This window comes from Arthrobacter sp. TE12231 (assembly GCF_054062895.1).
In genome coordinates this window covers 1,715,365-1,741,614 of record NZ_JBSSFS010000001.1, presented here as the reverse complement: position 1 = coordinate 1,741,614, position 26,250 = coordinate 1,715,365, and the positions used below count along the sequence as shown (strand labels likewise).

Below are 26,250 nucleotides of genomic sequence, written 5' to 3'. Positions count from 1 at the left end.
CTGCCCTTCCGTCTGCCTAGCTGGTCCGGTTGCGGACAGCGTCGACGATCCGCTGGACGGCTTCGGCGACGGGCACGCCGTTGTCCTGGCTGCCGTCACGGAAGCGGAAGGACACCGCTCCCGCCTCGGCGTCGTCTCCGCCGGCGATCAGCACGAACGGGATCTTGTCCTTGCTGGCCGTGCGGATCTTCTTCGGGAAGCGGTCCGAGGAAATGTCCACCTCGGCGCGGATGCCGGCTGCCTTGAGCTGACCGACGACGTCGAACATGTAGTCGTTGAAGGCCTCCGCCACCGGGATGCCCACCACCTGCACGGGAGCCAGCCAGGCCGGGAAGGCTCCGGCGTAGTGCTCGGTCAGCACGCCCATGAAGCGCTCCACCGAGCCGAACAGGGCGCGGTGGATCATCACGGGCCGCTGGCGGGTGCCGTCGGCGGCCTGGAACTCGAGCTCGAAGCGTTCGGGCAGGTTGAAGTCCAGCTGGATGGTGGACATCTGCCAGGTGCGGCCGAGCGCGTCCTTGGCCTGGACCGAGATCTTGGGGCCGTAGAACGCGGCTCCGCCCGGATCCGGGACCAGCTCCAGGCCGGAGGCTTCGGCCACCTCGGCGAGGGTGCGGGTGGCTTCCTCCCACGTGGCGTCGTCGCCGACAAACTTGTCCGGGTTCTTGGTGGAGAGTTCGAGGTAGAAGTCATCCAGGCCGTAGTCCTTGAGCAGCCCGAGGACGAAGTTCAGCGTGGTGGTGAGCTCGTCCTTCATCTGCTCGCGGGTGCAGTAGATGTGGGCGTCGTCCTGGGTCATGCCCCGAACGCGGGTCAGTCCGTGGACCACGCCGGACTTCTCGTAACGGTAGACCGAGCCGAACTCGAAGAGCCGCAGCGGCAGTTCGCGGTACGAGCGCCCCCGGGACCGGAAGATCAGGTTGTGCATCGGGCAGTTCATCGGCTTGAGGTAGTAGTCCTGGCCCGGCTTGCGGACCGTGCCGTCCTCGTTCAGTTCCGCGTCGATGTGCATGGCCGGGAACATGCCTTCGCGGTACCAGTCCAGGTGGCCGGAGACCTCGTACAGGTGGCCCTTGGTGATGTGGGGGGTGTAGACGAACTCGTAGCCGGCGTCGACGTGGCGCTGCCGGGAGTAGTCCTCCATGGCCTTGCGGATGATGCCGCCCTTGGGGTGGAAGACCGGCAGGCCGGAGCCGAGCTCGTCCGGGAAGGAGAACAGGTCCAGTTCCGCGCCGAGTTTGCGGTGGTCGCGGCGCTCGGCCTCGGCGATGCGCTCCTGGTAGGCCTTGAGCGCATCCTTGGTGGGCCAGGCGGTGCCGTAGATGCGCTGCAGCTGCTGGTTGTTCTGGTTGCCCAGCCAGTAGGCGGCCGAGGACCGGGTCAGGGCGAAGGCGTTGGAGATCAGCTTGGTGTTCGGCAGGTGCGGGCCGCGGCACAGATCGCACCAGATGCTGTCGCCGCTCTTGCGGTCCACGTTGTCGTAGATGGTGAGGTCGCCGGCGCCCACCTCGACGTTGACGCCCTCGCCGGCGTCGGCGGCGTCGTTCTTCTTGCCCAGGAGCTCAAGCTTGTAGGGCTCGTCCTTCATCGCCTCGCGGGCCTCGTCCTCGGTGACGACGCGGCGCACGAACTTCTGGTTCTGGTTGATGATCTTCTGCATCATCTTTTCCAGGGCCTTCAGGTCCTCCGGGGTGAACGGTTCCGCGACGTCGAAGTCGAAGTAGAAGCCGTCAGTGATGTAGGGGCCGATGCCGAGCTTCGCGTCGGGGCGCAGCTGCTGCACGGCCTGGGCCATGACGTGGGCCGTGGAGTGGCGCAGGACGTTGAGCCCGTCCGGGGAATCAATGGTGATGGCCTCGACCGTGGCGTGCTCGGGAAGGGGCTGGTCCAGGTCCTTCAACTCGCCGTTGACGCGGGCCACAACAACATCGCGGCGCTCAAAGAAGAGTTCCGCGCCGGTGGTCCCGGTAGTCACCTTGGTCTCTTCGCCGTCGACGAGAAGGGTGATCTGCTGGGCATCTGACACGGGTGTCTCCTATTCAAAGTTAAGGCTTCGTAGCTTGTGGCGTACGGGGACCACAGCCAGCCTCGTCCATGCTATCGGTTTCTCCAGAGGCCAACCAACGCGCCACGGGTGCGGCGGCGCCGCAGGCGCAGCGCTATTGCGGCGGCGCCGCTGGCCGGTCAGCCGCCCAGCCCGGTAATGGCGAGGTTCCTGCTGATCCCGTCCAGGGGGCCGGGCAGGGGAACGGGCAGCTCCGGCCCGGGATAGGCGGGGGCGCCCGGCGCCGCTACCGGAAACGGCAGGGTTTCGGGGCGGCTGAGGTCCCAGGCCATGGAGGCGCTGATGCTGATCCCCCGTGGCCCGGTCCGGCGGGTGGTGCCTCGGATCAGCAGCAAACGGGTCCCGAACAGCAAGGACCCGGACTGTTCCTGCGCCTCGTGGAAGAAGACCGAATCCACGCAGCCCGTGCCGTCGTCGACGCTGATGAACACCACCCGGCGGCCGCCGCGCATGGGCGGGGTCTGGGTGGCCACCCGCACCCCGGCGACCAGCACCTCCGTGCCGTTGCGCAGTCCCAGCAACTTGTCCGCGGTGGTGACGCCGAGCCGGCCCAACAGCGGACGGTGGCTGGTCATGAGGTGCTCGCTGACATCCACGGCCATGAGGTCCAGTTCCGCCCGCACGTTGTCCACCATGCTGGGCGCGGGCAGCACCGCCTTGAGGTTCTTCAGCTCCACGTCACCCAGCGGCAACGCCAGCTGGCCCTCAATGACCTCCACGCCCTTCCGGTGCGGGCGGGCCTGGAGCTTTTGCAGGTGCTGGACCAGATCCGCGCGGTTCGCCGCTCCCCCGGACGCCCGGTGCAGGGTGTCGAAGGCGCCCAGCTGGGCCAGGCGCTGGATACTCGGCCTGCTCAGCCGCGACCGGGCGCGCAGGTCCGCCAGGGAATCGTAGGGCTGGCCGGCCACAATCCGCTTCAGCTCGGCGGCGGAGAGCCCGAAGATGCCGTTCAGGCTCAGCCGGATGCCCAGCTTGCCCCGGTCCGGCCCGGATTCCACCCGTTCCACCCGGTACTCGGCCTGGCTCCGGTTGATGTCGAGGGGAAGGATGGGGATGCCCAGCCGGCGCGCCTCGGCCACGAGCAGGCGTTTGGGGTACATGCCGGGGTCGTGCTCCCAGAGCCCGGCCAGGAAGGCCTCCGGGTGGTGCGCCTTGAGCCAGGCCGACTGGTAGGTGGGCACGGCGAAGGCGGCTCCGTGGGCCTTGCAGAACCCGAAGCTGCCAAAGGCCTTCAGCGTGCCCCAGACCTTGTCCACCACCTCCGGGCTGTAGTTCCGGGCCCGCGCCTCCTTCCGGAAGAACTCCTCCACCTTGGCCTCCAGGACGTCGTTGCCCAGCGCCCGGCGGAATTCGTCGGCGCGCGCCAGCCCGCATCCGGTCATGACGTCGAAGGTTTTGAGGATTTGTTCGTGGAAGACGGTGACCCCGTGGGTCTCCTTGAGGACCGGCTTGAGGTCGGGGTGCGGGTAGACCTCGGGGGCGAACCCGTGCCGGTGCTCCAGGAAGGGCCGGACCATGTCGGATTTCATCGGGCCGGGGCGGAACAGCGAGATGTCAATGATGAGATCGTTGAATTCCCGGGGTGCCATCTTGCCGATCAGTTCGCGCTGGCCCGGGGATTCGATCTGGAAACAGCCCAGGGTGTGGGTGCTGCGGATCAGTTCAAAGGTCGGTTCGTCATCGAGCGGGACCGCGTTGAGGTCGATGTGCCCGTCCTCGGCAATGTAATCCGGGCCCGTCCCGTCCGGACCGGCCTGATGTGCGCCGGCGGCCACTACCTCGGCCTTGGAGGGGTGGAGCCGGATAACCTCCCGGACGGCGAAGGCCATGGCGCTCTGCATCCGGACGCCCAGGACATCGAGTTTGAGCATGCCCATGGGGTCCATGTCGTGCTTGTCGAACTGGCTCATGGGCAGGCCCAGGCCGCTGGGCTGCACGGGGGTGCGGTCCAGCAGGGTGGCGTCGCCGAGGATGACGCCGCACGGGTGCATGGAGATGTGGCGGGGCAGCCGGTCCAGCCGTTCCGTGAGGTCCACCAGCAGGTCCAGCTGCTGGTTTTCGCTGAAGCCGCGCTGCTCCACCCGGTCGGCGAATTCCTTCAGTTCGGGTTTCTCCACGAGGGCTTCGCGGAAGTGCCGGGCCGAGAACCGCCACAGCTGCTTGGCGATTTCCCCGACCTCGCCGTCGTCCATGCCCAGAGCCAGGCCGGCGTCCCGCACGGCACCGCGAGCGCGGTAGCCGTTTTGCATGCTCATCAGCGTGACGCGTTCGGCTCCGAAGCGCTCAAAGATCTTCCGGTAGACGTTGTGCCGTTCGGCGCTTTCGACGTCGATGTCGATGTCGGGCAGCGTGGCGCGGTCACGGGAGAGGAAGCGTTCAAAGATGAGGTCGTGCTGGAGCGGGTTCACCTGGCTGATGTCGATCAGGTAGTTGACCAGGCTGGAGGCGCCCGAACCGCGGGCGGCCGCCCGGACGCCCATGGCCAGGATCATCCGTGAGACTTCGGCGACGGTCAGGAAGTAGGAGGCGAAGCCCAGTGAGTCGATGATCCGGAGCTCGTGTTTCAGCCGGGTCCGCATCTGCTGTTCCCGCTGCCCGGAGATTCCCGGGAAGCGGCGGCCGATGCCGGCCTCACAGCGCAGGGTCAGCTCTGCGAGCGCGTCGCCGGCGATCCCGATCACGGACGCTTCCGGGACCACGGGCTGCTTCCAACCCATGTCGGCCACGGGGTCCATGCGGCAGCGGTCCGCAAGCGCCTCGGTCTGGGCGAGGAGCCGTTTGAGGTCCGCCGTGCCGTACCCGGCGGCGTGGATGATCTCCTTGGCCAGTTCGAGCATCCGGGCCGCCGATTTGAGCCAGCCCTGCCCGTTGGGCTGCAGCAGCGGGGCGGCGGAGAGCTCGGGCAGGGATTTGAGCGTCCGGGCGGAGTCCAGCACGTCGGCGGTGGCCGCGCCGTCCTCGGCGACATACCGCACGGCGTTGCTCAGCACGGCGGGCACCCCGTGTTCCGCGGCGAGTTTGAGCATGCGCACCGCGTGGGCGGTGCTCAGCGGTTCCCCGGGCGGGCTGAGCTGGGAAACGACCTCCGCCGCCAGCGTCCCGGGGGGCATGGCGTCCAGCCAGCGTTTGAACAGGGTGCGGGGCCGCAGGTACCGCCGGCCGCCCATGGCACGGCCGACGTCGGAGTCCGGACCGATCAGCACCGTCAGGACTGGCTGCAGGGTTTCCGGGTCCAGGGTGCGGGAGGCCAGTTCGGCCCGGGTGACGGCCACCGGAACCGCTCCCTGCGCCTTGCCCGTGGTACGGGCATGGGCGTCGGAGATCAGCCGGCACAGCGCCCGGTAACCGGCGCCGTTGTTGTGTCCGTGCGCCAGCACGACGACGCGTCCCCCGAGCTGGGTGCGGAGGTCGCCGTCGTCGTCAAAGACCGCGAGGTCCACCCCGACGATCGCATCCAGCCCGGCGGCCATGCACGCCTTCAGGTGCTTGACGGTTCCGTAGAGCCCGTCACGGTCGGTGCAGGCCAGCGCGGTGGCGCCGTCGGCGGCTGCGGCCGCGGCCAGTTCCTCCGGCCATGAGACGCCGTAGTGTGCGCTGAAGGCGGTGGAGACGTGCAGATGGGTGAAGCTCATGCTGTTTCGGGCTTCCGGTGGGGCTGCAGGGCGTCGTGGATTCGCACGAGCCGCCACCGGCCGCTGCTGACGTGCCGGCTCAGGTCAAGGGTGAGGGTGGGCTCCGCCGCGTCCTCCCCGTCGGCACGCACCTGGACCCGCCAGATCTCGTGGTCCACCAGGCCCGGACCGCTCCCGAGGGGTGCCCGGCTTTCCTCCGTCCACCACTGGCGGCGTTCATACCAGCGGACCGGTTCCGCGCAGACCGTGTAGCGCCGGCCCGCCCAGTCGAGCCGCAGGGGCTGCCCGGAGGGCGTGCAGGCGACATCCACGGACTCGCTGAACATGCCCACGTTGCCTCCCGACCCAGTCCGGGCTGGAGCCGGCCCAGTCCCCGCTTTCACGCCACTGCATTCACGCCACTGCATTCACGCCACTGCATTCACGCCACTGCATTCACGATATTCGAACATATCTTCGAATAAAGCCAGTCTACGTCGGAGTGGCGACAAAACCCATTCCTTGCGGCATTGCACCGGATGCATGATGGCACAGTGGACTGGGTCGGCCAGAGCTCACTGGTACCGCGGAGTAGGCTTCTTGAACCGGCATTGCAGCGCCGCGGTGCACGGCACATCTATGGGGGTAGAAAAAGTGAAGCATCAAAGCCTGAGGACTGCTGCCGCGGTGGGAGCAGTCCTTTTTCTGGGAGCGGCACCGGCCGCGGCGGCCCCCGCGGAGGTTCTCGACGTCGGCGGAACACCGGTCGGGGTGGTAGTTGGTCCTGACGGCACTGCGTACGTGGGAAATTACGGCGCGGGCGGCGGCATCCGGGTGATACCGCCGGGAGCGCCCCAACCCGCCCGCACCATCAGCACGGGCAACAATGTCTCCGGGATCGCGCTGGCCCCGGACGGCACCCTGTACGTGGCCCAACGAGACAGCGCCACGGGTCAGGACGTGGTGGGCGTCATCCCTACCGGAGCGGCGGCTGTCGCCCGGAGCATTCCGGTGTCGCGCGGGAACCACCTGATCGCCGCCGGACCCGACGGCACGGTCTTCGTTCCGAACCCTGCCGAACGCACCGTATCGATCATCGCGCCCAGGGCATCGACGGTGGACCGCACCGTCACGGTCGGCGCCGGCCCGGTGGAAGTGGCAGTGACGAAGGACGGCACCGCGTTCGTGACGAACCAAGAGGGCGGGACGGTCTCGGTGATCCCGCCCGGGGCGAACACCGTCTCACGGACCATCCAAGTCAGCTCCACCCCCGGAAAGACAGAGAACCCCCACGGGATCGCCGCCGGACCGGACGGGACAATCTATGTCACCAACATCAGTTCCAATCACGTCGCTGTCATCACACCAGGCGCCGACACCGTGGCCTACACCATCTACGTCCCGGGCGGACCCACGGAGGCAGCCGTCGGGCAAGACGGGACGCTCTACGTGGCCAGCGCCCTAAGCCCCGCCCTGTCCGTAATAACGCCGGGCGCCACAGCAACGGGCCCCTCCATCCCAACGGAGAACAACCCCGGCCACCTCGCGGTAGCCCCGGACGGGACCATCATCGTGGCGAGCCCGGGCAACGGCGCCAACAACGGCTCCGTGTCCCGCTACGCACCGGCCTCCGGCAGCCCCCAGCCCCAAGAGACGCAGGCTTCGACCGGGACCCGAGCCGCCGACGGGGCGGCAAGCCCCTGGAACACTCCGGCTGGCATCGCCGGCGCCGCAGCTATCGCCGTCGCCCTATTCATCGTGCTATTCATCGTGGCCGCGGGACGCCGCAGGAAGGCAGCCGTACGCGACCACGTCAATGGGACCGGGGACGGCACCGCCGATCCCCACGCCGCGAACGAGCTACTCCGCAGACCACCGACAGATCAGGGGTGGACGGACGCAGGTGCAGGTAGCAGGATTGAGCCATGAGCTCCCACAACGCACTCCTGAAGCACGTAAGCATCGCCGCCAAGGATTCAACCTTGGTGGCGACTTTTGATATAGACGGCAATATCCCCGGCCAGGGCGCCTATGTAGTGGGGCTCGTGGCGGCAACCCCGGACCATTCCCATCAGCGAAGAATGGGGATCGAGTTCATGAACGGCGAGGCCGTATCCTTCTACTGCTTCAGCCATGACGGCACCGAAGAAAATTTCGACCTCAAGGGCGTCGAGCACTCGGGCAACACCATTACCGGCCATTTCCCGCTCACCACGGTGCTGGGGCTGCCGAAGGGTCACCTCATGACGGCGTTCAGCGACGCCGACGGCCGGGACTACCAGTCCAACGTGCCCGTGGAAGAGGCCCTCTAGGCGCGCTGGCGCGACAAGAAGCAGAAGCCTCAGCTGCCGGCTTTGTAAACTTCGAGTTCGAGCGCGGTGAAGGCCTCCACCATGGCGCGGTAGGTCTTCTCGACGATGTCGGGATCGATGTCTTTCTGCTCCGCGACGGCCTTGACGTGTTCGATCACGCGCTCCACGCGGCCCGGCGCCCGAACCTCCGCGCTGTCCGCCTTCAGGGTCCCGGCGATCCGGATCAGCCGCTCCCGGCGGCCGATCAGCGCCACGATCTGCTCATCCACCTCATCCACTGCCACCCGCACAGCTGCGAGCTGTGCCTTGTCGGCCTGGGCATCTTTGTCGTATCCGTGATTTGTGGACATGTTCATGACAGTATCCAAAGATGCAGCCACGAGTCGATTTAATTTCACTGGGTGTCCACAGTGTTGACGCCTCCCGCAGTTTCTATGTGGATGGCCTGGGCTGGCCCGTCCGCCGGGAAGTCCGGGGCGAGGTCCTCTTTATCCAGGCCAATCACGGCCTCATCCTCTCGCTCTGGGACGCGGGTCAGATGCAGGCCGAAGCGGCCACCGATCCGCCAGCCGGCATTCCCTGCATCACGCTGAGCCACAACCTGGGCAGCGCGGCGGAAGTTGACTGGGTGATGGCGGAGGCCGAGTCCGCGGGAGCCACGATCGTCGCGGCGCCGAAGACCCAGTCCTGGGGCGGCTACACCGGGTACTTTGCCGATCCCGACGGCTACCGCTGGGAGGTCGCCTTCAATCCCGGCTGGGAGGTCGACGACGGCGGCACTGTGACACTGTGACCCGAAGACGCTGTGACTAGAACAGGCTGCCCACCGGCTTGATGAGTTCGGCGGAATCATTCTTCACGTTTCCGACCGCGGTGCCGACGGCGTCGATGGTCCAGCCCTCGGCGACATCGTGCGCCCCCGAGCGGACCAGGTCCACCAGGGTGGCGGCGTCCCCGGCGTGCGGGTCCAACCAGGCCTGCATGGTCGCCCGGTCCATCGGCAGCGGGACCCGGTCGTGCAGGGCCGTCAGTTCCGCCAGCATCCCGCCGGCATAGCCTTCGGGCGGCGAGTCGGTAGTCAGGATCGATGTCGAGAGCAGCCAGCGGTGCGGATCGCCGTCGGCCTTGGACGGGTCCTTCCACCATTCGTACAGTCCGGCGAACACCATCGGGCCGCCGTCGCTCGGGTGCACGTAGTACGGCTGCTTGCTGCGGCCCTCACCGGCTTTCCATTCGTAGTAGCCGTCCGCGGGGACGGCGCAGCGCCGGGACCGCACGGCCTTCCGGAACGAGGGCTTCTCCAGCACGCTCTCGCTGCGGGCGTTGATCATCTTCGAGCCGATCCCGGGGTCCTTGGCCCAGGACGGCACCAGCCCCCAGCGCGCAAGGTGCAGCTGCCGCACCGGGTTCCCGTCGATGAGCCGTTCGAGCAGAATGGGCACGTCCGCGGTCGGGGCGACGTTCCACGACGGCGGGACCGCGATCTCGTGTTCGAGTTCAGCGTCGAACTCGGCCAGCAGGTCTCCGACGGCCCGGGCCATCACGTAGCGTCCACACATGCCCTCCAGCATGCCACCGCGGACCGTCGTGCGGGAATAGTGTGCTGCGCGGTACGGTTATTGGAAGTGACGTACGACTTCCGTGGGCGCCCGGCTCTTCACGCCGGCCCCAACCACTAGCTTGAGGAGAACTTCGTGGATTTCACCCCCGAAACCGGCACCATCACCATGTTTTCGACCACGTGGTGCGGCTACTGCACCCGGCTGAAGAAGCAGCTGGACGCGCAGGGCATCGGGTACACCGAGATCAACATCGAGGAAGTCGAAGGCACTGCCGATCTCGTGGAGCAGCTCAACGGAGGCAACCGCACCGTCCCCACCGTGCTGTTCCCGGACGGCACCGCCGCGACCAACCCCTCCGCGGCCGAGGTCAAGAGCCGGCTCGCCGCCTAGCCTTTCCTTTATCCAAAAACAGCACCAAATCACGACGGCGCGGCCCCCACGGGCCGTGCCGTCCCCCGTTGTCCCGGCAGGCTGTGCGGGTAGATTTGCGGGTAAGTTGTGCGGGTAACCCGCGATTCGAGCAGAGGAGCTTATGCCATGGTCCATAAAGTCAAGGGCGCAGTAGTCCGTTCCAAGAATGCCGATGTCACCCTGGAGACGATCCTGGTGCCGGACCCCGGTCCCGGCGAGGCCCTCGTGGACATCCTCACGTGCGGCGTCTGCCACACCGATCTGCACTACAAGCAGGGCGCGATCAACGACGACTTCCCCTTCCTGCTCGGCCACGAGGCCACGGGCGTTGTCAGCGCCGTCGGACCGGACGTCACCGAGGTCGCTCCCGGTGACCGCGTGGTCCTGAACTGGCGTGCCGTGTGCGGCGAGTGCCGGGCCTGCCGCCGCGGTGAGCCCCAGTACTGCTTCAACACCCACAACGCCACCCAGAAGATGACGCTGGAAGACGGCACGGAGCTAAGCGCGGCCCTGGGCATCGGCGCCTTCGCCGAGAAGACCCTCGTGGCGGCCGGCCAGTGCACCAAGGTGGATCCCGACGCCGACCCCGCCGCCGTCGGGCTGCTCGGTTGCGGCGTGATGGCAGGGATCGGCGCCGCGATCAACACCGGGAACGTCCAGCGCGGCGATTCGGTCGCCGTGATCGGCTGTGGCGGCGTGGGCGTGGCGGCCATCGCCGGTGCGGCGCTCGCCGGCGCCACCACCGTGATCGCCGTCGACATCGACGCCAAGAAGCTTCAGCGCGCCCGGGAACTCGGCGCCACCCACACGGTGGACTCCTCCGCCGTCGACCCCGTGGAAGCAATCCGCGAACTGACCGGCGGTTTCGGCGCCGATGTGGTGATTGACGCCGTCGGCCGCCCGGAAACGTACAAGCAGGCCTTCTACGCCCGTGACCTCGCCGGTACCGTGGTGCTGGTGGGCGTCCCGAGCCCCGACATGACCCTGGAGCTCCCGCTGCTGGACGTGTTCGGCCGCGGCGGCTCGCTCAAGTCCTCATGGTACGGCGACTGCCTGCCCTCGCGCGACTTCCCCATGCTCATCAGCCTCTACCGGCAGGGCAAGCTGGACCTGGACGCCTTCGTGACCGAGCGGATCACGATCGACCAGATCGAAGAAGCCTTCGGGAAGATGCACGCCGGCGCGGTGCTGCGCTCGGTGGTGGAGCTGTGAGCGTCCGGATCGACCGGCTGGTCACCTCCGGGACATTCTCGCTCGACGGCGGGACCTGGGACGTTGATAACAACGTGTGGATCGTCGGCGATGACACCGAATGCGTCATCATCGACCCCGCACACGATCCCGCTGCCGTGGCCGCGGCCGTCGCGGGCCGGAAGGTCGCCGCGATCCTGCTCACGCACGGCCACGATGACCACATCCGCGCCGTCGGCGACGTCCGGACGCTCGTGAACGCGCCCGTGTACCTGCACCGGGACGACTGGATGCTGTGGGAGCAGGTGTTCCCCGGCACCGGGCCGGACCACGCGATTGCCGACGGCGACACCTTCGACGTCGCCGGGGCCAGGCTCACGGCACTGCACACGCCCGGCCATTCGCCCGGATCCGTGTGCTTCCTGCTCGAGGGCGAGGGCGCTGTTTCTGAACACACCGTGTTCAGTGGCGACACGCTGTTCCAGGGCGGCCCCGGGGCCACCGGACGGTCCTTCAGCGACTTCCCCACCATCATCGACTCCATCCGCCACCGGCTCCTGCCGCTCCCGGCGGACACGGTGGTGCGCACCGGCCACGGAGATCCGACGACGATCGGCGCCGAAGCGCCGCACCTTGAGGAATGGATCGCCCGCGGGCACTGACCCCGCACCGGTGCCCCTTGGAAAGGCCCGGGCCGCCACTTCCGGACCGGGCCGTCCCGCCCTAGGATGAGGGCCCATGAGCCCTTTTCCCAGCATGGATCCGGCAACCCTGACCGCGGACCTGCGGAGCCAGTTCGATGCGTTCCTCGACGAGCACCGGGCGGCGCTGCACAACTGCCTGGACGGGCTCACGGAGCAGGAGGCCCGGGCATCGCTGGTTCCCTCGCGGACCACCCTCCTGGGGCTGGTCAAGCACGCCACGTTCGTGGAGAAGGTCTGGTTTGACGAGGCCATCACCTGCCGGACCCGGGCGGAGATCGGGATCCCGGCCACCCCGGACGAATCGTTCATCCTCGATGCGGCCGACACCATCGCGAGCCTGCAGAACGCCTACAGCCGGGCCTGCGCGGACTCCCGCCGGGCGGCCGCACCGCTGGATCTTGACGACCTCGTCCGGGGCAACCGACGGGGTCCGCTGCCCCTGCGGTGGGTCTACCTGCACATGCTCCGGGAACTGGCCCAGCACTGCGGTCACGCGGACATCCTGCGCGAGCAGATCCTCGCCGCCCGGAGCTAGCGCTGGGAGTTCGCGGCGGAGCGGGGCAGTGAGCTAGCCGGACCGATGGCCTCGACGGAGACCAGAATGATGCCGAGGTCCCGGACCTTCATGAGCAGCCCAAACAGGGCCGCCTGGTCGGCGACGAAACCGCTGAGGCTTGTAGTGCCGTCGCTTTCGTGGGTCAGGGCCAGGCCGCCGAACCAGGCGGACCACTGCTCGTCGAGGTGTCCGTCAACCCGGAGCCGGTAGCCCGTGGGCTCCGGCCGTTCTGGGTGCCGGGTCATGGCGACCCGGCCTCCGCCATCGCCCTGCGTGCTCACTTGACATCAGCCGGGTTGAGCGGCGCCCCGGTGAAATTGAGCTGGTCGCGGCCGGCTGCGGCGCGCTGATCGCGCCACAGCGAGTATCCGAGGCCGATCAGGGCGACACCAGTGGGGACGGCGAACAGCCTTTCGTTGATCTGCGGAAGCAGTGGGATCACGATGGTTGCGACGGTGCCGCCGGCGAGGACCGCCGCAGCCCAGCGGGCCAGGACGTTGGCGCGGAAGAGTGCGATGCCGAAGAGGAGTCCGCCGGCCAGGTAGGTGAGGCCAGACACCACGCTGAGGGGCTGCATCAGGCCGACGTCGCCGGCCGGGTGCCCGCCGGTGGCTGCGGCGAGAACGTCGTTGACGTAGCCGGGTGCACTGTTGGCGAGGGCCGGAAGGACCACTACACCAATGACTTCGACGCTCATCATGATGAGATAACCAACGCCGAACACCGTGTACCCGATCAGGCCGAGCACTCCGGTCTGCTTCACCTGGCGCAGGTACATGCCGGTGATGCCGACGAGCGACAGGACGGACATGAGGACCTTCAGGCTTTGGCGGACAGTCCATTCGGTGGTGGTGACGAAGGCGGCATCCAGGTGCGGGTGGTTGATCTGGACGCCGATGAACAGCAGGCCCGCCGCAACGGCGCAAAGGCCGGCCCAGCGGGTGAGTTTGGTGGTGGTGATGGACATGTCCGGCTCCCTGGTTCTGGGCTTCCGTGGCGGGGCGCCGCGGAATGACTCAAATGTAGGGACGGACGGGGTGACCGGGCGTCACCCCGCGATGTGACTGACAGGGTGAGATGTGCGCGCCGCGGCTACAGCAGGCCTCTTTCGCGTGCCCGGCGGACGGCCGCCCTGCGGTCCGTGACGTCGAGCTTGGTGAAGATGTGCTTGGTGTGGGTGCGCAGCGTGTTGTGCGAGATGAACAGTTCGACGGCGATCTGCGGCCCGCTCAGCTCACTGTCGAGGAGCCTGAGCACTTGCAGCTCCCGCTTGCTCAAAGGGACAACGGACGACGGCGGCGGGCGCTCCCCCGGGCCGGGGGACTGCGCCTGGACGGACGCACCCAAGCTGAGCAAGCGGCGGGCGTGGTCTCCGCCGATGCCGTGGCGTGTGGCGTCGCGCAGCAGCTCCATCATCGGGGTCCCCTCGTCCAGGAAGAGCCGCACGTAGTCGCCTGGCTCGGGTGCCTCGGCCAATGCCCGGCCGAGAGCCTCGCGGGCCTGCGTCCGATGCCCCTGCGCGTCCTGTGCCAAGGCCTGCAGCATGCGGATCTCCATGGCGCTTCCGGCGCGGCCACTTGCCCCAGCGGCCTCCAGCAACCGGTCCAATAGGCGGGCTGCCGGGCCGATCGCGATGCCGCCGGGGTCTGTACGGTGCTGCGCGATGAGCAGACGTACCAAGGTGAGGTGGTCGGACTCGCGCAGATAGCTGGCCTGGTCCGTGGCGGACACGCCGCGCTCGCGTGCCCACTCGTCGGCCTCCGGTATCTTGCCCTGGGCGATCCAGACCCTGGCCCTCATCGCAGCGATAGGGCGCACATCGGGGAAGAACCCCCGCTGGTAGAGCGTCTCCGCCTGGTCCAGGAGATTGACCGCCTTCTCCGGGGCTCCTTCGGCCCGGGCGATCAGCGCCATCGCCACGAACCACCGATAGCGGCTTTCGGTCACCGGCGCCCGCTCGGCGAATACTGCGGCGGTGTCGAGGTGTCGCCTGGCTCTGCCCAGGTCTCCGGCCTGGCAGTCGATCTCGGCCAGTCCGACGTGCAGCTCGGCGGTGGCCCGTGCTACGGACTCGCCGTGTGCCTCGGCCCGCTGCAGCGCGCTCCGGTAGAGCAGGCGTGCCTTGCCCGGCCGGCCGGCCGCGAGCCACATGTCGGCCAGCACCACCGTACTGCTGAGCTCGTCGACCAGGTTGCCGGCAGCGTGGAGGCTGGCCACGGCCTGCGTGAACGTCTCCAGCGCTGCCGCTACGTCGCCCTTTGCCCACGCGGCGAGACCTAGGAATCCGGCGGCAGCGCCTCGCCCGAGATGGTCGCCCGGGCGGGCCAGATTCAGTGCGCGCCGGGCATGTTCGACCGTGCCGGCCACATCGCCCCGTGCTTGCGCGAGCGAGGCGCGGTAGACGGCGATGGTCGATGGCAACGACTGGAGCGCCTCGGTATCGGCCCAAGGGGGAACCTCCCCGGCCGGTACCGCAGCCAGCGCGCGTTCCGCGTCGTCAAGCCGCGGGCCGACCTGATCGAGGTGTCCGGAGACCATGAGCATGAAGCCGGAGAAGACGCTCAGCACCGGGCTGCGCCGGACGGCGTCGACGGGCAGTTCCCTCAGCCAGCCGAGCAGCATCGCGTCCTGCCGGTTGCGCCGGATCGTCGGCACAGCCAGTTCCATGAGGTGAGCTGCGTGGTCGAAGTCCCCGGCGGCCATTGTGTGCCTGATCGCCTCAGCTGGCAGATCGTTGGCCTCGAACCACCGGCTGGCGCGCTGATGCAGCAGGGGAACCTGCTCAGGCCGTTCGCTGAGCAGGCGGGCGCGCAGCACGTCAGCAAAGAGGTGGTGGTACCGGTACCATTCCCGCCGCTCGTCCAGCGGGACAAGGAAGAGGTTCGCCCGCTCCAGGACCATGAGCATCTGGCTTCCGTCGTCGCGGCCGGTGACGGCGTCACAGAGCGGCCCCGTCAGCCGGTCAAGCACCGCGGACTGCAGCAGGAAGCCGCGAACCGGCTCAGGCTGATGCTGCAGCACCTCCTCGACAAGGTAGTCGACCACATACCGGTCGTTCCCGGCGAACCGGGCGATGAAACCGGCGACGTCGTCGCGCCCCTGCAGAGAGAGCGCGGCGAGCTGCAGCGCGGCGATCCACCCCTCCGTGCGCTCCTCCAAAGCCGCCACATCCGCGGCTGCCAGGTCCAGTCCCGCCGCCCCGTTGAGGTAGGCGGCGGCCTCCTCCGGCGTGAAGCGCAGCTCCGCGGCACGGATCTCGACCAGCTCGCCGCGCACCCGCCAGCGGGACAGCGGCAGCGAGGGGTCGGCGCGCGTGCTGATCACGACCTTCACGTGGGGCGGAAGGTGCTCCAGCAGGAAGGCCATACCTTCGCCGACATCGTGGCCGTCCACCAAGTGGTAGTCGTCCAGCACCAGCCAGACAGCGGCCGGGGCGGCGGCCAGTTCGTTCAGCACCGTAGTGAGCACACGCTCGGTGGGGAACGGGGACGTCCCCGTCAGTTCGAGCGCAGTAGAGCCGACGCCGGGCACCGCCGTTTGGAGCGCGGTCACCACATAAGTCCAGAACACCGCAGGCTCGCTGTCGGCTTGATCGAGCGAGAGCCACGCCACGCAATGGTCTTCGCCGGATACCTCAGCCAACCACCCGGCAAGGAGAGTCGTCTTGCCGAACCCTGCGGGGGCGGACACCAACGTCAGTGACGACTCGGCTCCGCGGCGCAGAAGCTCACTGAGCCGCGGGCGTGCCACCAGTCCACGTCGCGGCCTGGGGACGTAGAGCTTCGTGGCAATCACCGGATGTGCCATGGGATCCCCGTTCCAAACGTTCACAACCCTGGCTGAAGTGTGCTGCAGATAGCTTCAGCGTACCGGGGAGACGCCGGCGAATCCGGGTGAAGTCACTGCGCTGCGGCCGCCTGGTGGCCCACTAGTGTGGTGCGAATGAAACAGGCAGTCATTCTTGGGGGCACCGGCGTGCTTGGCCGGGCCATCGCGCACCGCTTGCTGGAGGCCGGGTGGCAGGTCCGCATCACGGGCCGGGACGCGTCAAAGATGCCGTCCGCTCTTCGTGCTGCGGGCGCCCGGTTCCTCGCATCGGACCGGCGCAGCGGACACGATCTGGCGCAGGCACTGGGAAACGGCGCGGATCTTCTAGTTGATGCCGCCTGCTACACAGCTGCCGAAGCCCGCCTGCTCCTCCCGCACCTTTCCGGGGTCGGGTCTGCGGTCATGCTGTCCAGCAAAGCCGTGTACACCGACGACGCCGGCAACCACGTCAACTCGGACGTCCCGCCGTGCTTCCCGCACCCCATCCGGGAAGACCGGCCCACCATGAAGCCGCTGAACGGCGGCTACGATTCCCGCGAGGGCTACGGCGCCAACAAAGTCGCCGCCGAAAATGTGCTGCTCGACACCGGGCATCCCGTCACTGTCATCCGCCCATCCAAGGTTCATGGCGAAGGCGCAGCCGTGCCGCGGGAGTGGATGTTCGTGAAGCGCATCCTCGACCGCCGCCCCGCAGTATTCCTGGCCACGGCTGGCGCGGGAGGCGACCATACGAGTGCCGCCGTCAACACCGCGGCCCTCATCGAAACAGTCGCCGCCCGCCCGGGACAACGGATCCTCAACAGCGCAGATCCCGATGCGCCCACCAGCCTGGAGATCGCCCGCACCGTCGCGGCCTACCTCGGCCACGAGTGGGAAGAGATCCTCCTCGAGGCCGGGGACCATCCCGAACTGGGTGCCCACCCCTGGAACTTCACCCCACCGCTGGTCCTCGACACCCAGGCTTCCACAGCACTGGGTTACGAGCCTGTGGGCACCTACGCCGAGACGGTGACGGCAGAAATTGACTGGCTCCTTGCCTCGCCTGCCAACCGGCCCGGCGCCGCGGACGCGTTCTTCAGCAACTTCACCGACTACGACCTCGAGGATTCGTACCTCACCGGCCGGGGCAGGCCAACAAGTGCTTGTTCATGCTGAGGACACGACCGTCCTGACTTCGGGCGGAAACGATGGTCTCCCGTTCGTCACTTACTGCGCGGGATCCTGAGGAACTTGTCTGGACGGTCGTGGCGACCCGGTGCGAGAAGATGGCGGTGTTCCCAAGCAGCTGGATGCGCTGTTCACTGCTGCGGCAGTCGATCACCCTCCAGCCGGAGTCCAGCCAGCCGGACACCCCAAGCCACGAATCGACAGAAATAGGAGCATCCCGAGGCGATTCAACCCGGTTGCGGGCCTGTTGACGACGCTTCCTGCTCGGACCTAGCATGGCGTTGCTGGCCGGTGAAGCTCTTGGTCATAAGCGGAGGGGAGCTGCAGACGGCGGCTCCGGTGATCGCCGATTTCGTCGGGGTCCCCGTGACGGCGCTTCACCGAATTCGGCCAACGAAGGGCCTGGTCCCCGGTCTCGGGGCAGGCTTGGTATGCCGTCACGGCCGGAGGTCGTTGAGCGGACGGCATGCTCCTGATCGTGCTGCTGACTGCATGGTCCTCGGTCTTCTTCGGAAGACTGCTGTAGCCGGTGTGCTGTTCAAAGAGCCCGCATCCGGAAAAGGGATGGAGCACCCCGATGAACGCTGAGCAGGCTTCGGGACGGGAACGTCCGGGTTTGGTGACGCGTGCGCTGGTCCGCGGTCTGGCTTGGGACGTAGGGGCACCGCTGGCTGCCTACTACGTCCTGCACCTGGCCGGTGCCACGGACTGGGCAGCACTGCTGGCGGCGACGGGAGCAGCTGCCTGCCGGCTGTTGTGGACCGCGTTCAAGGGACATTCCCTGAACCCGTTTGCGATGCTGATGGTCATCGTCTTCGGACTCGGCCTGGGCCTTTCTTTCCTTACCGGTGACCCGCGGTTTCTGCTGCTCAAGGACTCTGCTATCACCGGCGGCCTTGGTGTTTCGTTCCTGGTTTTGGCTGCCCTGGGACATCCCCTGACTTTGGACGCAGCCAAGACCTGGAGTCCGGAGCGCGCCGGGGAAATGGACCGGGAATTCCACCGCAACCCTGCGGTGCGCCGCTGGCACCTGAAGATTTCCGCCGTTTGGGGTGCGGGACTGATTGCTGAAGCCAGCACGCGGGCCGTCCTGGTCTATCTGCTGCCTATTGACGTCATGGTGGGAGTTTCGGCCGCCCTGGCAGTGACCGTTTTCGCCGCCCTCATCGCCTGGACTGCCTGGGACCTGAAACGACGGCAAGCAGCGCGGTCTTCCTGACGGCTCCATCTCGGCTCATAAGCATCGTAAGTTGATTGGAAGGCTGCATTGTGAAGGGGCTCACACTACGACCGTGAAGCGGCGGGTCTGCTGCACAGGTTAGGCTAACGCAATGACGTTGGGGGACGCTGCGGGCAAACCGCCTACCGGGACTGGGCAGCCAAACAGTGGCGTTCATCCACGCCCGCCACAGGTCGTGGACGAATCGAAACTCCAGGATCTGGTTGATCACGTCGGACGCACCGCAGCAGCAACGTTTGCCTCCAATTTCCTCGCCCTGCTCCGGGACCGCCTGGCGCAGGTGCACACGGCTCTGGGCACGGCGGACCCGGAGCATGCGCTCGATGCCGTCCTGAGCCTGAAGACAAGCTCGGCAATGGTTGGAGCAGAGCAGCTGACGCGCTACTGCACAGGCCTCGAGAAGGAACTCCGTGAGGGCCGGATCCCGAACGCCGACGCACTCCCCCGCATCGCGGCAGACCTCCGTCCCGCTTTGACGGACGTGCTGGCCAACATGCCTCCGGACACTGACGGCTGACCCGGGGCCGGCTCGGCGGCAGTGTTGAAACCGTACCGGCGGCACTCGTTATTCTAGCGACCCTATCGGCGAGGCAATTTGAGGAAGAAACCGTGATCAACCGAAGCGATGTGCTCGAGGCCGAGCGGCGCATCAACGGCTATGTGCGGCGCACGCCCCTGCTCCGCGGAGGCACCGCCGCCGCCCCGCTCTGGTTCAAGTGCGAGTTTCAGCAGCACACCGGTGTCTTTAAGGCCCGCGGGGCCTTCAACCGTCTTCTCGCCGCCCGGGAGCGAGGGGAACTTGACCCCGCCGTCGGTGTGGTGGCCGCGTCCGGCGGCAACGCGGGCCTGGCAAATGCCTATGCCGCAGCGGCGCTTGGAGTTCCGGCGACAGTGTTCGTCCCGGAGACGGCACCGCGCGTCAAGGTCGAGCGCCTCCTTGGATACGGGGCAGCCGTCCGCCAGGTCGGCGCGGAGTACGCGGAGGCCTATGCGGCTGCAATGGAGTGCGTGGAAGCCAGCGGTGCACTGTTCTGCCATGCCTACGACCAGCTCGAGATCGCTGCGGGGGCGGGCACCCTCGCCGAAGAGATCCTGGAGGATGAGCCCGGCATCGCCACGATCGTCGTCGCCGTCGGAGCGAGTACCGCATCCCCGCCGAGTACGGCGCGGCCGCGGCCTTCGCTGCGCTCACCTTCGGGGCCCACACGCCCCAGGACGGCGAACGCGTGGCGGTGATCGTGTGCGGAGCCAACACAGATCCGTGCACGCTGGAGCGCATCCCGACGCCGGCATCCTGACAGCGTCGGGCAAAGACCGGGCGGATGCACGCGAGTGGGACCGTCGCCCGGTCGGTGTATTTCCCGGGAAAGGCCTGCTTCGTTAGCCAAGCAGGCCGTTCGCCCTATCGTGGCCGCATGTGGATTCTTGGGGAGATCATCCGGGCTCTGCTCCAGGCCGTGACGGAGGCCGCGTGCGAGGCACTCTTCTCAGGCCGGGACAAGAAGAAGCAGGAGGACGACTCCGGCGATTAGGTGTTGGCGCGGTTGTCACGCAAGCCGGCTTAGCATTCCTCAAGCACCGGGGGCGGACGGTCAGCGAAACCGGCCCGGCGTCTCAGCGGTCCCCATCGCGATCTCGCCGATGCGGACCTGGACAATTCTTCCGGCGGACTTCGACGGCGAAACTCTCGCAGCGGGAGGCGAGCGGTCAGCCGGGAGTCTGTCTAGACTGGCACGATGAGGTCAAATTGGGGGATCTTTCGCTCTGCCGTTGTGCTCATGCTTGCCGGCCTGCCACTGTCGGCCTGCGCAATGACCGACGTCGTTTGCCCGGCAGTTGGCTGGGTCAGCACCATCACTGTCAGGCTCCAAGGCGACATCACCGCCGTCAACGATGTTCAGCTCTGCACTCCGGAGGGCTGCTCCGTTCGCGAGGCAGCCCCGGCACAGGCTGCGTCGCCGAAAACAGCGGGCCCGAGCCTCCCGGGTGACGCTTCGCCGTCCCCGGCACCTTTCGTTGCCTCCAGGACGGCGCTCAATTCCTGGTTGTTCACTGTCAGCGGCCCATTGCCCCACGAAGTGACGACGCGCGTGCTCGCCAAGGACGGCACGGTGCTCGCCCAGCAGCAATCACCGGTGGAATGGACCAGGACCGGCGGCTCGGAAGAATGCGGCGGTCCCATAACAACGCCGCCCATCACGGTCCAGCTCCCGGGCCGGCCGCAGTGACTGGGGGCGCACGCCAACGAAAGGATCACCCATGACCTTCTTCCAGGAATTCCCGGTGCCGCCCCTTCCGCCGCGCGGACGGGCAACGCGGTATGTGCCCCCGGCCTGGGCGGGCGCCCCGCCGTCCGAACTGCCGGCCGTGCTCCATGTTGGGCAGTTTCTGCACCGGAGCCCGACGATGGTGATGGCTGTAAAAAGCGTGGATGTCTTCTCCACGGGTTGTTCGTTCGATGTGTGCTGGACCATCCGCCGGGGCGAACAGACCCAAGAGGAATGGGCGGATCTCAACGACGCATTCTTCCGGGGCAGACCCGGCGCACGCAGGGGCTCCGGCGCTGCTTCCATGCTCCTGTTCGGCGCAGCCTTTCCCGATGGCGCCAAGGCCAGCACGGGCGCACACCCGCACGGGGTCTTCGACGGCACCCAGCAGCCGCCGGCCCCGGTCCTCCTGCTGAGAAACGGCGGCGGGAACGGGGGCGACGACGAGTTGTCCGGCACAGGCACGCTCTGGCTCTGGCCGTTGCCGCCGGCAGGAGACCTCCGACTGCTCGCGCAGTGGAGAGAGTTCGGCTTAGAGGAGTGCTCCATCGTCCTCGAAGGTGCCCGGCTCCGTGACGCAGCCCCGGGTGTGCAGAAATTCTGGTGACCGCCCCGTGCCGGACCCCAAGATCTTCAGCGCCGCCAGCGATACGGGGTGGTCGTTGACACCCGGAGCAAACCGTAGCGTTCCAGAATAGGGCGTGAATACTCGGTTGAATCGCTGTGGATGAGTGTCTTGCCCCTCGCCAGCGCGGCCCGGGCACGGGCCGCGGTAACGGCCCGGTAGATGCCTTGGCCGCGCCACTCGGCGCGTGTCGCCCCGCCCCAGATGCCGGCAAATTCCGTGCCAGGAACCGGTTCGAGGCGCCCCGCGCTCACCATCGATCCCTCGTGTTCGGCCACCCAGAGTTCCATCCCGTCGCCGCGTGCCGCACGGGCCAGAATTGCGTCGGCGTTGCCGTTGGAGACGGAAACGCCGAAAACTTCGTCCTGCATTGCGCTCATGGCGCGGATGTCCTGTTCTTCGCTCACGCGGCGGAGGCTGACGCCGGGCGGGAGTTGCACGTCCGCGGTCAACGCCTTTGCTGGCCCGATCATGATCGACTCGGTTTCATCGGGCTCAAATCCGTTGGCGAGCAACGCGTCATGGAGTCCGGGCGCATCATCGTGTCCACGGGTTTTCCACTCGACCCGCACAATGGCTGGATCGCTGCGGTAGAAAGCAAGTGCCTCGGCCACCCATCGCGCGATCGTGGGTGCGGCGGCGCCACCGAGATCCTGATAGGTCACGAAGCCTCGGCCGCCGGCAAAGGTCACCAGACGCAACGGGCCCAGTAGTTCAACGGCGAGCGCGCTCGGCGTCTCCGCATCTGTTCGGAGTTGCTGGTCATAGGCCATGAGAAGCTGCGTCGAAAGTGTCATTGGCCTCCACGCTACAACGCCACAGCGGATCCGTCCCGCCAGGGAGTGAGCCTGGGAAGCCAGCGCGGGACATTGGCGCGGTAGATCTCATATTCAGGTCCGAACGTCCGTGCCAGCGTGGGCTCCTCGTGGAACACCACAAATGCGGCCACGGGGACGGCATCCACGGCGGCAAGGGCAAAAAGCTTGGGCTGCCCCAGCAGGAGGCCCTGCCCGGTAATCGAGGCGGCGAGGGCGACGTAGATGGGGTTGCGCACGTATCGGTACCAGCCGCCGACCACCAAATGCTTCGGCGGCGCAAAGGGAGCCGGGGTCCCCAGTCCCTCGACGGCGAACCGGACAAACGAACTTGTGATGACTGCCGCGCCCGCACCGATGAGCACGACGCCGGCGCATTGCGCGGGGAGTCCGCCCGGCACCGGCCGCTTCACCTTCCAGCGCGTCAACAACCACGGAACGAGCCCGGCCGCCGTCGCTGGCGCGACAGCGAACACCGCCGTGCCAATGGCTGCGAGCCTCTTCTCCCGCGACGTCTCTCCGTATGCCGTCATGCTGATCACTTGAACCTCCTAAGCGTGCGTTGCTTCCTGGGTTGGCGTGCTCCCGGTGTTCCAGGAGCTGACGAAGGCCAGACCGGCAGCCACTGCCGAACTCAGCACAATGGCCCCAAGCCACATCGACACAGGCCATCCAATCCCTGACACTACGGCGATCCCGATCATCTGGCCTGTCCAGATCAGAGCCGCCAGTACCGCGCTGACCGCCGGCAGCCGGCGGCCGGTCAATTGGCCGCCCCTTCGGGCGATCAGCACGTCCACCACAACTGCGGCCAGCGTGGCACCTGCCGCTCCGGCGACACCTGCCGGGCGGAATCCCGACATCGCCAGGGGCAGCCACGCCACGACGGCGACCAGCATGGTGGCGATGCCGCGAGGTCGCCGCAGGACTCCCGACCAGGTGTAGAGAAACGGGGCGATGATCAGTGCCGTGGTCACCAGGTAGCTGGCCATGCCGATCGCCGCAGGCATCTCCGCTTGGGTGTGGCCGGGACTGCCGATCGGCGTCGGGATGTACGGGACCGCCGGAGCGGTCCGGACAAAGGCCGAGCAGTAAATGAGGAAGAAGGCGCCCAAACCGGTCATCAGGGCCACAGCCAGCAGCGCCGGCGCCGACCACTCGAAGGCGCCCGACCGGCCACGGGCCCGTGCGCTGCGGACGCCGGTACCGAGAATGAGGAAGAGGCTAAACCCCAGCAGCAGATGGGTGGGGCTTACCAGCGCATCGAGAGAGACTTCGATGCCCAGGATTTCATGCCATGCCAGGTCCAGAACGCCGGCGACGGCGAAAAGGACAACTCCAACCACCGTGCCCCGGTAACCGGCAGGTATCGCGCGGGCGAGCGGCTGCCCGGGCTCGCGGTTCCTCCAGATCACGGTGGCCGTCCACGCTGCCATGGCAAGGAGGCCGGAATAGAGAGCGGCGTGCCACGGGGTGAAGAACGTTTCCAGTCCGGGAACGTGGAGGTGTGCCCAGCCATCCAGGAAGACCGCCAGGAGGAGCCAGATGCCCAGCAATTCTGTGACCAGGTCCCGCCCGACGCCGGTCCTGAGAGCCGGGGATGCCGTGTCAACCATGGTCGTTCTCCTCGCACTCCGCAGACCACCCTCGGCGATCCGGCACCGCCCGACGTCGGGCTACAGCCCGACTCCTTAAAGCGTGGACCTCCCGGGGTTCAAACGCCAGATGCGTAACCGCGACCGGTTGTGTTTTGATCGGCCCCGTCCCATCATGGAGCCGTGGGGCCGCCCGACGAGACTGCCGGCCGGTCACCGCGCCTGTGGCCCAAGGAGGTAAGGGCATGACCGAAACGGCCATCGAGCTCACAGAAGTCACCAAACGATTCGGCTCCTTCACCGCAATCGACAACCTCAGTCTGCGGGTCGAACGCGGGGAAATCTTCGGCCTGCTCGGGCCCAACGGATCCGGCAAGACAACCACCATCAACATGATCAGCGGCCTGAGCCGTCCGACCTCCGGAGGGGTCACGGTCCTTGGCGTGGACATGCTCGTGGATCCGCAGAGGATCCGACGCTCGCTGGGGACGGTGCCGCAAGAGAACGCCCTCTACGAGGAGCTCACGGCGGAAGCCAACCTCCGCTTTCACGCCGATCTCTTCGACGTGCCCCGGAAGGGCCTCGAGAAGCGGATCACGTCATTGCTCGAGCTTGCGCAGCTGGACGAGCGGCGAAAGAGCCGCGTCTCCACCTTCTCCGGCGGCATGAAACGACGTCTGGCCCTGGTCCGGGCACTGCTCCACGAGCCCGAGTTGCTCTACTTCGACGAGCCCGCCCTGGGAGTCGATGTGCAGAGCCGGCGCGCGCTCTGGGACCGGATCCTCGAGCTCAAAGAGCGCGGAACCACCGTGCTCATCACCACGAACTACCTCGAAGAGGCAAACGTCCTCTGTGACCGGCTGGGCATCATCGACCGCGGGCGCCTCGTGGCGCTGGACTCGCCGTCGAACCTTCGCCGCAGCTTCGGTGACACGGTCCTGGAAATGCGCACCCAGCCGGTGCCGGCGGAGGACATCGTCCGGAAAGTCCGTGCCCTGCCCGGTGTGGTTTCCGCTGTCGCTGCCGACGAATGGCTGAAGGTCACTGTAGAAGGGGGCGCCGCCGTCACCGGCAAGGTGGTGACGGCGGTGGTCGAATCCACGAGCCTCGAGGAGATCCAGAGCCGCGAACCGAGCCTGGACGAGGTCTTCCTGAGCCTGACAGGCAAGGAGCTCAGGGAATGAGCCTCCGACACAACCTGCGTGTGGTCCGGGCCGTCGCGGCGGTGGACATCCGCCTCACCCTCCGGGAACCGCTGTTCGCGATAGCCGGCATCATCATCCCGATCAACTTCCTGCTGCTTTTCCTGCTGTTCGCCATCAGCGGGGGCCAGGCGCCGATCGCGGTGGTGATGAAGACCCAAGGCCCGTTGGCCGGGCAATTCGTTCAGGCCATGAACAACTCTCAGTCGTTTATCATCCATACGGCCTCCCCGGCGGACGCGGAGCGCGAGATCCGCGCGGGAACCGTCGTCGCCGTCGTGACGGTACCGCAAGACTTTGATGCCGCGCTCAACGCTGGACGACGGGTGGACATCCCGGTCGAGCTCAACAACCTCAACGTCGACTTCACCAACGACATCCGGCGGGCGGTGCCGCTGTCCATAACATCCTTCTACGCCAGCGCGTTCCCTGAACAGGTCGTCGTGAGGGCGGTCGAGTCCGACGTCCAGGAGCACGACACCGGCTACATCCCCTACCTGGCCGTCAGCATCGTGGTGGCCGGGCTGATGCTCGCCGCGCTGTTGCAGGGCAGCGTCAACGCCGCGCGGGACTACGAACTGGGAACCATCAAGGAACTGGCACTGGCCCCGGTTAGCCGGCTTGCGATCGGGCTCGGAAAAATTCTTGGCGCAGCCGCGCTCACTGCAGCGTCGGCCATTCTGGTGCTGGGCGTCGTCATCCTGGTGATCGGGGTGCAGCCCCTCCATCCCCTGGAGGTACTCGGGTTTGGCCTTTTGATGATCGCAGCCTTTCTTGCCCTCGGTGTGCTGGTCGGGACGCTGGTCCGCCGGCGCCAGCAGGCGATCCCGCTCTCCATCGCCTGCGTCCTGCCGCTGTTCTTTCTGAGCGGTCCGTTCGGACCGGCGAACTGGCTGGGTGAAGTTCCCGGAGCCATCGCGGCCGTGTCCCCGCTCACCTATGCGATCGCCGCGTTCCAGCACGCCTTCCACGGTTTCCAGACGGCCACCCAGGACCTGACCGTCGACACGATGGTCCTGGCCGGGTTCACCCTTCTCACGGTGGCGCTCACCGCATTGGTTTTCGGCCGCCGGGGGGTGGGGCACTGATGGGATCGCAC

General features: G+C 67.3%; 25 protein-coding genes and 1 pseudogene. 15 read left to right on the top strand and 11 right to left on the bottom strand.

Annotation, left to right across the window (positions count from 1 at the left end; translation table 11 throughout):
• Positions 1-16: 16 nt before the first annotated feature.
• The 3 genes from thrS to ACVWYS_RS07905 all read right to left on the bottom strand — a co-directional run bounded on the left by thrS (position 17) and on the right by ACVWYS_RS07905 (position 6,029).
• Positions 17-2,026, bottom strand: a complete 2,010-nt coding sequence (thrS, locus tag ACVWYS_RS07915; RefSeq protein WP_116767972.1) for a threonine--tRNA ligase — start codon at positions 2,024-2,026, stop codon at positions 17-19.
• 158 nt (positions 2,027-2,184) lie between these two features.
• Positions 2,185-5,697: a DNA polymerase III subunit alpha gene (locus tag ACVWYS_RS07910; protein ID WP_456508945.1), complete on the bottom strand. Its 3,513-nt coding sequence runs from the start codon at positions 5,695-5,697 to the stop codon at positions 2,185-2,187.
• Positions 5,694-6,029, bottom strand: a complete 336-nt coding sequence (locus ACVWYS_RS07905; RefSeq protein ID WP_456508944.1) for a DUF6504 family protein — start codon at positions 6,027-6,029, stop codon at positions 5,694-5,696. The genes ACVWYS_RS07910 and ACVWYS_RS07905 overlap by 4 nt, the downstream gene beginning before the upstream one ends.
• A gap of 301 nt (positions 6,030-6,330) precedes the next feature.
• Here ACVWYS_RS07905 and ACVWYS_RS07900 point away from each other — a divergent pair, with 301 nt between their 5' ends.
• On the top strand, positions 6,331-7,605 hold the full coding sequence (locus tag ACVWYS_RS07900) for a Vgb family protein (protein ID WP_456508943.1): 1,275 nt from the start codon (positions 6,331-6,333) through the stop codon (positions 7,603-7,605).
• Positions 7,602-7,988 (top strand): hypothetical protein, encoded by a 387-nt coding sequence (locus ACVWYS_RS07895; protein ID WP_091252316.1) that lies wholly within the window; start codon positions 7,602-7,604, stop codon positions 7,986-7,988. Before ACVWYS_RS07900 ends, ACVWYS_RS07895 begins: the two co-directional genes overlap by 4 nt.
• A 29-nt stretch (positions 7,989-8,017) precedes the next feature.
• Here the strand turns inward: ACVWYS_RS07895 and ACVWYS_RS07890 are convergent, their stop codons facing one another.
• On the bottom strand, positions 8,018-8,344 hold the full coding sequence (locus tag ACVWYS_RS07890; protein ID WP_091252314.1) for a chorismate mutase: 327 nt from the start codon (positions 8,342-8,344) through the stop codon (positions 8,018-8,020).
• A 14-nt stretch (positions 8,345-8,358) separates the two neighbouring features.
• Here ACVWYS_RS07890 and ACVWYS_RS07885 point away from each other — a divergent pair, with 14 nt between their 5' ends.
• Complete coding sequence (locus tag ACVWYS_RS07885; protein WP_116767969.1) at positions 8,359-8,781, top strand: VOC family protein; 423 nt, start codon at positions 8,359-8,361, stop codon at positions 8,779-8,781.
• Between the two features lie 16 nt (positions 8,782-8,797).
• Here the strand turns inward: ACVWYS_RS07885 and ACVWYS_RS07880 are convergent, their stop codons facing one another.
• Positions 8,798-9,547 carry an SOS response-associated peptidase gene (locus tag ACVWYS_RS07880; RefSeq protein WP_456508942.1) on the bottom strand — a complete coding sequence of 250 codons (750 nt, stop codon included), beginning with the start codon at positions 9,545-9,547 and terminating at the stop codon, positions 8,798-8,800.
• 135 nt (positions 9,548-9,682) lie between these two features.
• Here ACVWYS_RS07880 and ACVWYS_RS07875 point away from each other — a divergent pair, with 135 nt between their 5' ends.
• From ACVWYS_RS07875 to ACVWYS_RS07860, 4 genes are all read left to right on the top strand, one after another.
• On the top strand, positions 9,683-9,940 hold the full coding sequence (locus ACVWYS_RS07875) for a mycoredoxin (protein ID WP_091252308.1): 258 nt from the start codon (positions 9,683-9,685) through the stop codon (positions 9,938-9,940).
• Between the two features lie 147 nt (positions 9,941-10,087).
• Positions 10,088-11,173 carry an S-(hydroxymethyl)mycothiol dehydrogenase gene (locus ACVWYS_RS07870; RefSeq protein WP_456508941.1) on the top strand — a complete coding sequence of 362 codons (1,086 nt, stop codon included), beginning with the start codon at positions 10,088-10,090 and terminating at the stop codon, positions 11,171-11,173.
• Positions 11,170-11,814 (top strand): MBL fold metallo-hydrolase, encoded by a 645-nt coding sequence (locus ACVWYS_RS07865; protein WP_456508940.1) that lies wholly within the window; start codon positions 11,170-11,172, stop codon positions 11,812-11,814. The genes ACVWYS_RS07870 and ACVWYS_RS07865 overlap by 4 nt, the downstream gene beginning before the upstream one ends.
• Positions 11,815-11,890: 76 nt before the next feature.
• Positions 11,891-12,391 carry a DinB family protein gene (locus ACVWYS_RS07860; protein ID WP_456508939.1) on the top strand — a complete coding sequence of 167 codons (501 nt, stop codon included), beginning with the start codon at positions 11,891-11,893 and terminating at the stop codon, positions 12,389-12,391.
• On the opposite strand, the gene ACVWYS_RS07855 is transcribed toward ACVWYS_RS07860, so the two are convergent.
• The 3 genes from ACVWYS_RS07855 to ACVWYS_RS07845 all read right to left on the bottom strand — a co-directional run bounded on the left by ACVWYS_RS07855 (position 12,388) and on the right by ACVWYS_RS07845 (position 16,219).
• Positions 12,388-12,657, bottom strand: coding sequence for a hypothetical protein (locus ACVWYS_RS07855; RefSeq protein ID WP_456508938.1), 270 nt, complete (start codon positions 12,655-12,657; stop codon positions 12,388-12,390). The two genes, ACVWYS_RS07860 and ACVWYS_RS07855, sit on opposite strands and share 4 nt — an antisense overlap.
• 32 nt (positions 12,658-12,689) lie before the next feature.
• Positions 12,690-13,379 (bottom strand): hypothetical protein, encoded by a 690-nt coding sequence (locus tag ACVWYS_RS07850; RefSeq protein WP_116767964.1) that lies wholly within the window; start codon positions 13,377-13,379, stop codon positions 12,690-12,692.
• A gap of 125 nt (positions 13,380-13,504) precedes the next feature.
• Positions 13,505-16,219 carry a LuxR C-terminal-related transcriptional regulator gene (locus ACVWYS_RS07845; RefSeq protein WP_456509579.1) on the bottom strand — a complete coding sequence of 905 codons (2,715 nt, stop codon included), beginning with the start codon at positions 16,217-16,219 and terminating at the stop codon, positions 13,505-13,507.
• 135 nt (positions 16,220-16,354) lie between these two features.
• On the opposite strand from ACVWYS_RS07845, the gene ACVWYS_RS07840 reads away from it, so the two are divergent.
• The 6 genes and pseudogenes from ACVWYS_RS07840 to ACVWYS_RS07815 all read left to right on the top strand — a co-directional run bounded on the left by ACVWYS_RS07840 (position 16,355) and on the right by ACVWYS_RS07815 (position 21,521).
• Complete coding sequence (locus tag ACVWYS_RS07840; protein WP_456508936.1) at positions 16,355-17,395, top strand: NAD-dependent epimerase/dehydratase family protein; 1,041 nt, start codon at positions 16,355-16,357, stop codon at positions 17,393-17,395.
• A gap of 589 nt (positions 17,396-17,984) precedes the next feature.
• Positions 17,985-18,626 (top strand): VC0807 family protein, encoded by a 642-nt coding sequence (locus ACVWYS_RS07835; protein ID WP_116767961.1) that lies wholly within the window; start codon positions 17,985-17,987, stop codon positions 18,624-18,626.
• A gap of 196 nt (positions 18,627-18,822) precedes the next feature.
• Positions 18,823-19,164: an Hpt domain-containing protein gene (locus tag ACVWYS_RS07830; RefSeq protein ID WP_456508935.1), complete on the top strand. Its 342-nt coding sequence runs from the start codon at positions 18,823-18,825 to the stop codon at positions 19,162-19,164.
• A gap of 92 nt (positions 19,165-19,256) precedes the next feature.
• Positions 19,257-19,945, top strand: a pseudogene (locus tag ACVWYS_RS07825) (pyridoxal-phosphate dependent enzyme).
• A 438-nt stretch (positions 19,946-20,383) separates the two neighbouring features.
• Positions 20,384-20,875 carry a hypothetical protein gene (locus tag ACVWYS_RS07820; RefSeq protein WP_456508934.1) on the top strand — a complete coding sequence of 164 codons (492 nt, stop codon included), beginning with the start codon at positions 20,384-20,386 and terminating at the stop codon, positions 20,873-20,875.
• A gap of 31 nt (positions 20,876-20,906) precedes the next feature.
• Complete coding sequence (locus tag ACVWYS_RS07815) at positions 20,907-21,521, top strand: hypothetical protein (RefSeq protein ID WP_456508933.1); 615 nt, start codon at positions 20,907-20,909, stop codon at positions 21,519-21,521.
• A 26-nt stretch (positions 21,522-21,547) separates the two neighbouring features.
• On the opposite strand, the gene ACVWYS_RS07810 is transcribed toward ACVWYS_RS07815, so the two are convergent.
• The 3 genes from ACVWYS_RS07810 to ACVWYS_RS07800 are packed head-to-tail and all read right to left on the bottom strand — an operon-like array spanning position 21,548 to position 23,970.
• Complete coding sequence (locus ACVWYS_RS07810; protein ID WP_456509578.1) at positions 21,548-22,336, bottom strand: GNAT family N-acetyltransferase; 789 nt, start codon at positions 22,334-22,336, stop codon at positions 21,548-21,550.
• An 11-nt stretch (positions 22,337-22,347) separates the two neighbouring features.
• The gene (locus ACVWYS_RS07805) at positions 22,348-22,887 is read right to left on the bottom strand and encodes a methyltransferase family protein (RefSeq protein WP_456509159.1); all 540 of its coding nucleotides are present in this window, start codon (positions 22,885-22,887) and stop codon (positions 22,348-22,350) included.
• Between the two features lie 18 nt (positions 22,888-22,905).
• The gene (locus ACVWYS_RS07800; protein WP_456508931.1) at positions 22,906-23,970 is read right to left on the bottom strand and encodes a hypothetical protein; all 1,065 of its coding nucleotides are present in this window, start codon (positions 23,968-23,970) and stop codon (positions 22,906-22,908) included.
• A 224-nt stretch (positions 23,971-24,194) separates the two neighbouring features.
• Between ACVWYS_RS07800 and ACVWYS_RS07795 the strand changes: the two genes are divergently transcribed.
• Together ACVWYS_RS07795 and ACVWYS_RS07790 are read left to right on the top strand one after the other, a co-directional pair.
• Positions 24,195-25,133: an ABC transporter ATP-binding protein gene (locus tag ACVWYS_RS07795; RefSeq protein WP_344367609.1), complete on the top strand. Its 939-nt coding sequence runs from the start codon at positions 24,195-24,197 to the stop codon at positions 25,131-25,133.
• On the top strand, positions 25,130-26,239 hold the full coding sequence (locus tag ACVWYS_RS07790; RefSeq protein WP_456508930.1) for an ABC transporter permease: 1,110 nt from the start codon (positions 25,130-25,132) through the stop codon (positions 26,237-26,239). Before ACVWYS_RS07795 ends, ACVWYS_RS07790 begins: the two co-directional genes overlap by 4 nt.
• The last annotated feature ends 11 nt before the right edge of the window (positions 26,240-26,250 follow it).

Excerpts from the sequence above, each read along its gene's own strand:
- ACVWYS_RS07860 (WP_456508939.1), top strand. The coding sequence starts at position 11,891 with ATGAGCCCTTTTCCCAGCATGGATCCGGCAACCCTGACCGCGGACCTG.
- ACVWYS_RS07800 (WP_456508931.1), bottom strand. The coding sequence starts at position 23,970 with ATGGTTGACACGGCATCCCCGGCTCTCAGGACCGGCGTCGGGCGGGAC.
- ACVWYS_RS07845 (WP_456509579.1), bottom strand. The coding sequence starts at position 16,219 with ATGGCACATCCGGTGATTGCCACGAAGCTCTACGTCCCCAGGCCGCGA.
- ACVWYS_RS07855 (WP_456508938.1), bottom strand. The coding sequence starts at position 12,657 with ATGACCCGGCACCCAGAACGGCCGGAGCCCACGGGCTACCGGCTCCGG.
- ACVWYS_RS07910 (WP_456508945.1), bottom strand. The coding sequence starts at position 5,697 with ATGAGCTTCACCCATCTGCACGTCTCCACCGCCTTCAGCGCACACTAC.
- ACVWYS_RS07890 (WP_091252314.1), bottom strand. The coding sequence starts at position 8,344 with ATGAACATGTCCACAAATCACGGATACGACAAAGATGCCCAGGCCGAC.
- ACVWYS_RS07850 (WP_116767964.1), bottom strand. The coding sequence starts at position 13,379 with ATGTCCATCACCACCACCAAACTCACCCGCTGGGCCGGCCTTTGCGCC.
- ACVWYS_RS07870 (WP_456508941.1), top strand. The coding sequence starts at position 10,088 with ATGGTCCATAAAGTCAAGGGCGCAGTAGTCCGTTCCAAGAATGCCGAT.
- ACVWYS_RS07835 (WP_116767961.1), top strand. The coding sequence starts at position 17,985 with ATGAACGCTGAGCAGGCTTCGGGACGGGAACGTCCGGGTTTGGTGACG.
- ACVWYS_RS07840 (WP_456508936.1), top strand. The coding sequence starts at position 16,355 with ATGAAACAGGCAGTCATTCTTGGGGGCACCGGCGTGCTTGGCCGGGCC.
- ACVWYS_RS07885 (WP_116767969.1), top strand. The coding sequence starts at position 8,359 with ATGCAGCCACGAGTCGATTTAATTTCACTGGGTGTCCACAGTGTTGAC.
- ACVWYS_RS07895 (WP_091252316.1), top strand. The coding sequence starts at position 7,602 with ATGAGCTCCCACAACGCACTCCTGAAGCACGTAAGCATCGCCGCCAAG.
- ACVWYS_RS07880 (WP_456508942.1), bottom strand. The coding sequence starts at position 9,547 with ATGTGTGGACGCTACGTGATGGCCCGGGCCGTCGGAGACCTGCTGGCC.
- ACVWYS_RS07790 (WP_456508930.1), top strand. The coding sequence starts at position 25,130 with ATGAGCCTCCGACACAACCTGCGTGTGGTCCGGGCCGTCGCGGCGGTG.
- ACVWYS_RS07795 (WP_344367609.1), top strand. The coding sequence starts at position 24,195 with ATGACCGAAACGGCCATCGAGCTCACAGAAGTCACCAAACGATTCGGC.
- ACVWYS_RS07810 (WP_456509578.1), bottom strand. The coding sequence starts at position 22,336 with ATGACACTTTCGACGCAGCTTCTCATGGCCTATGACCAGCAACTCCGA.
- ACVWYS_RS07820 (WP_456508934.1), top strand. The coding sequence starts at position 20,384 with ATGAGGTCAAATTGGGGGATCTTTCGCTCTGCCGTTGTGCTCATGCTT.
- ACVWYS_RS07815 (WP_456508933.1), top strand. The coding sequence starts at position 20,907 with ATGACCTTCTTCCAGGAATTCCCGGTGCCGCCCCTTCCGCCGCGCGGA.
- ACVWYS_RS07805 (WP_456509159.1), bottom strand. The coding sequence starts at position 22,887 with ATGACGGCATACGGAGAGACGTCGCGGGAGAAGAGGCTCGCAGCCATT.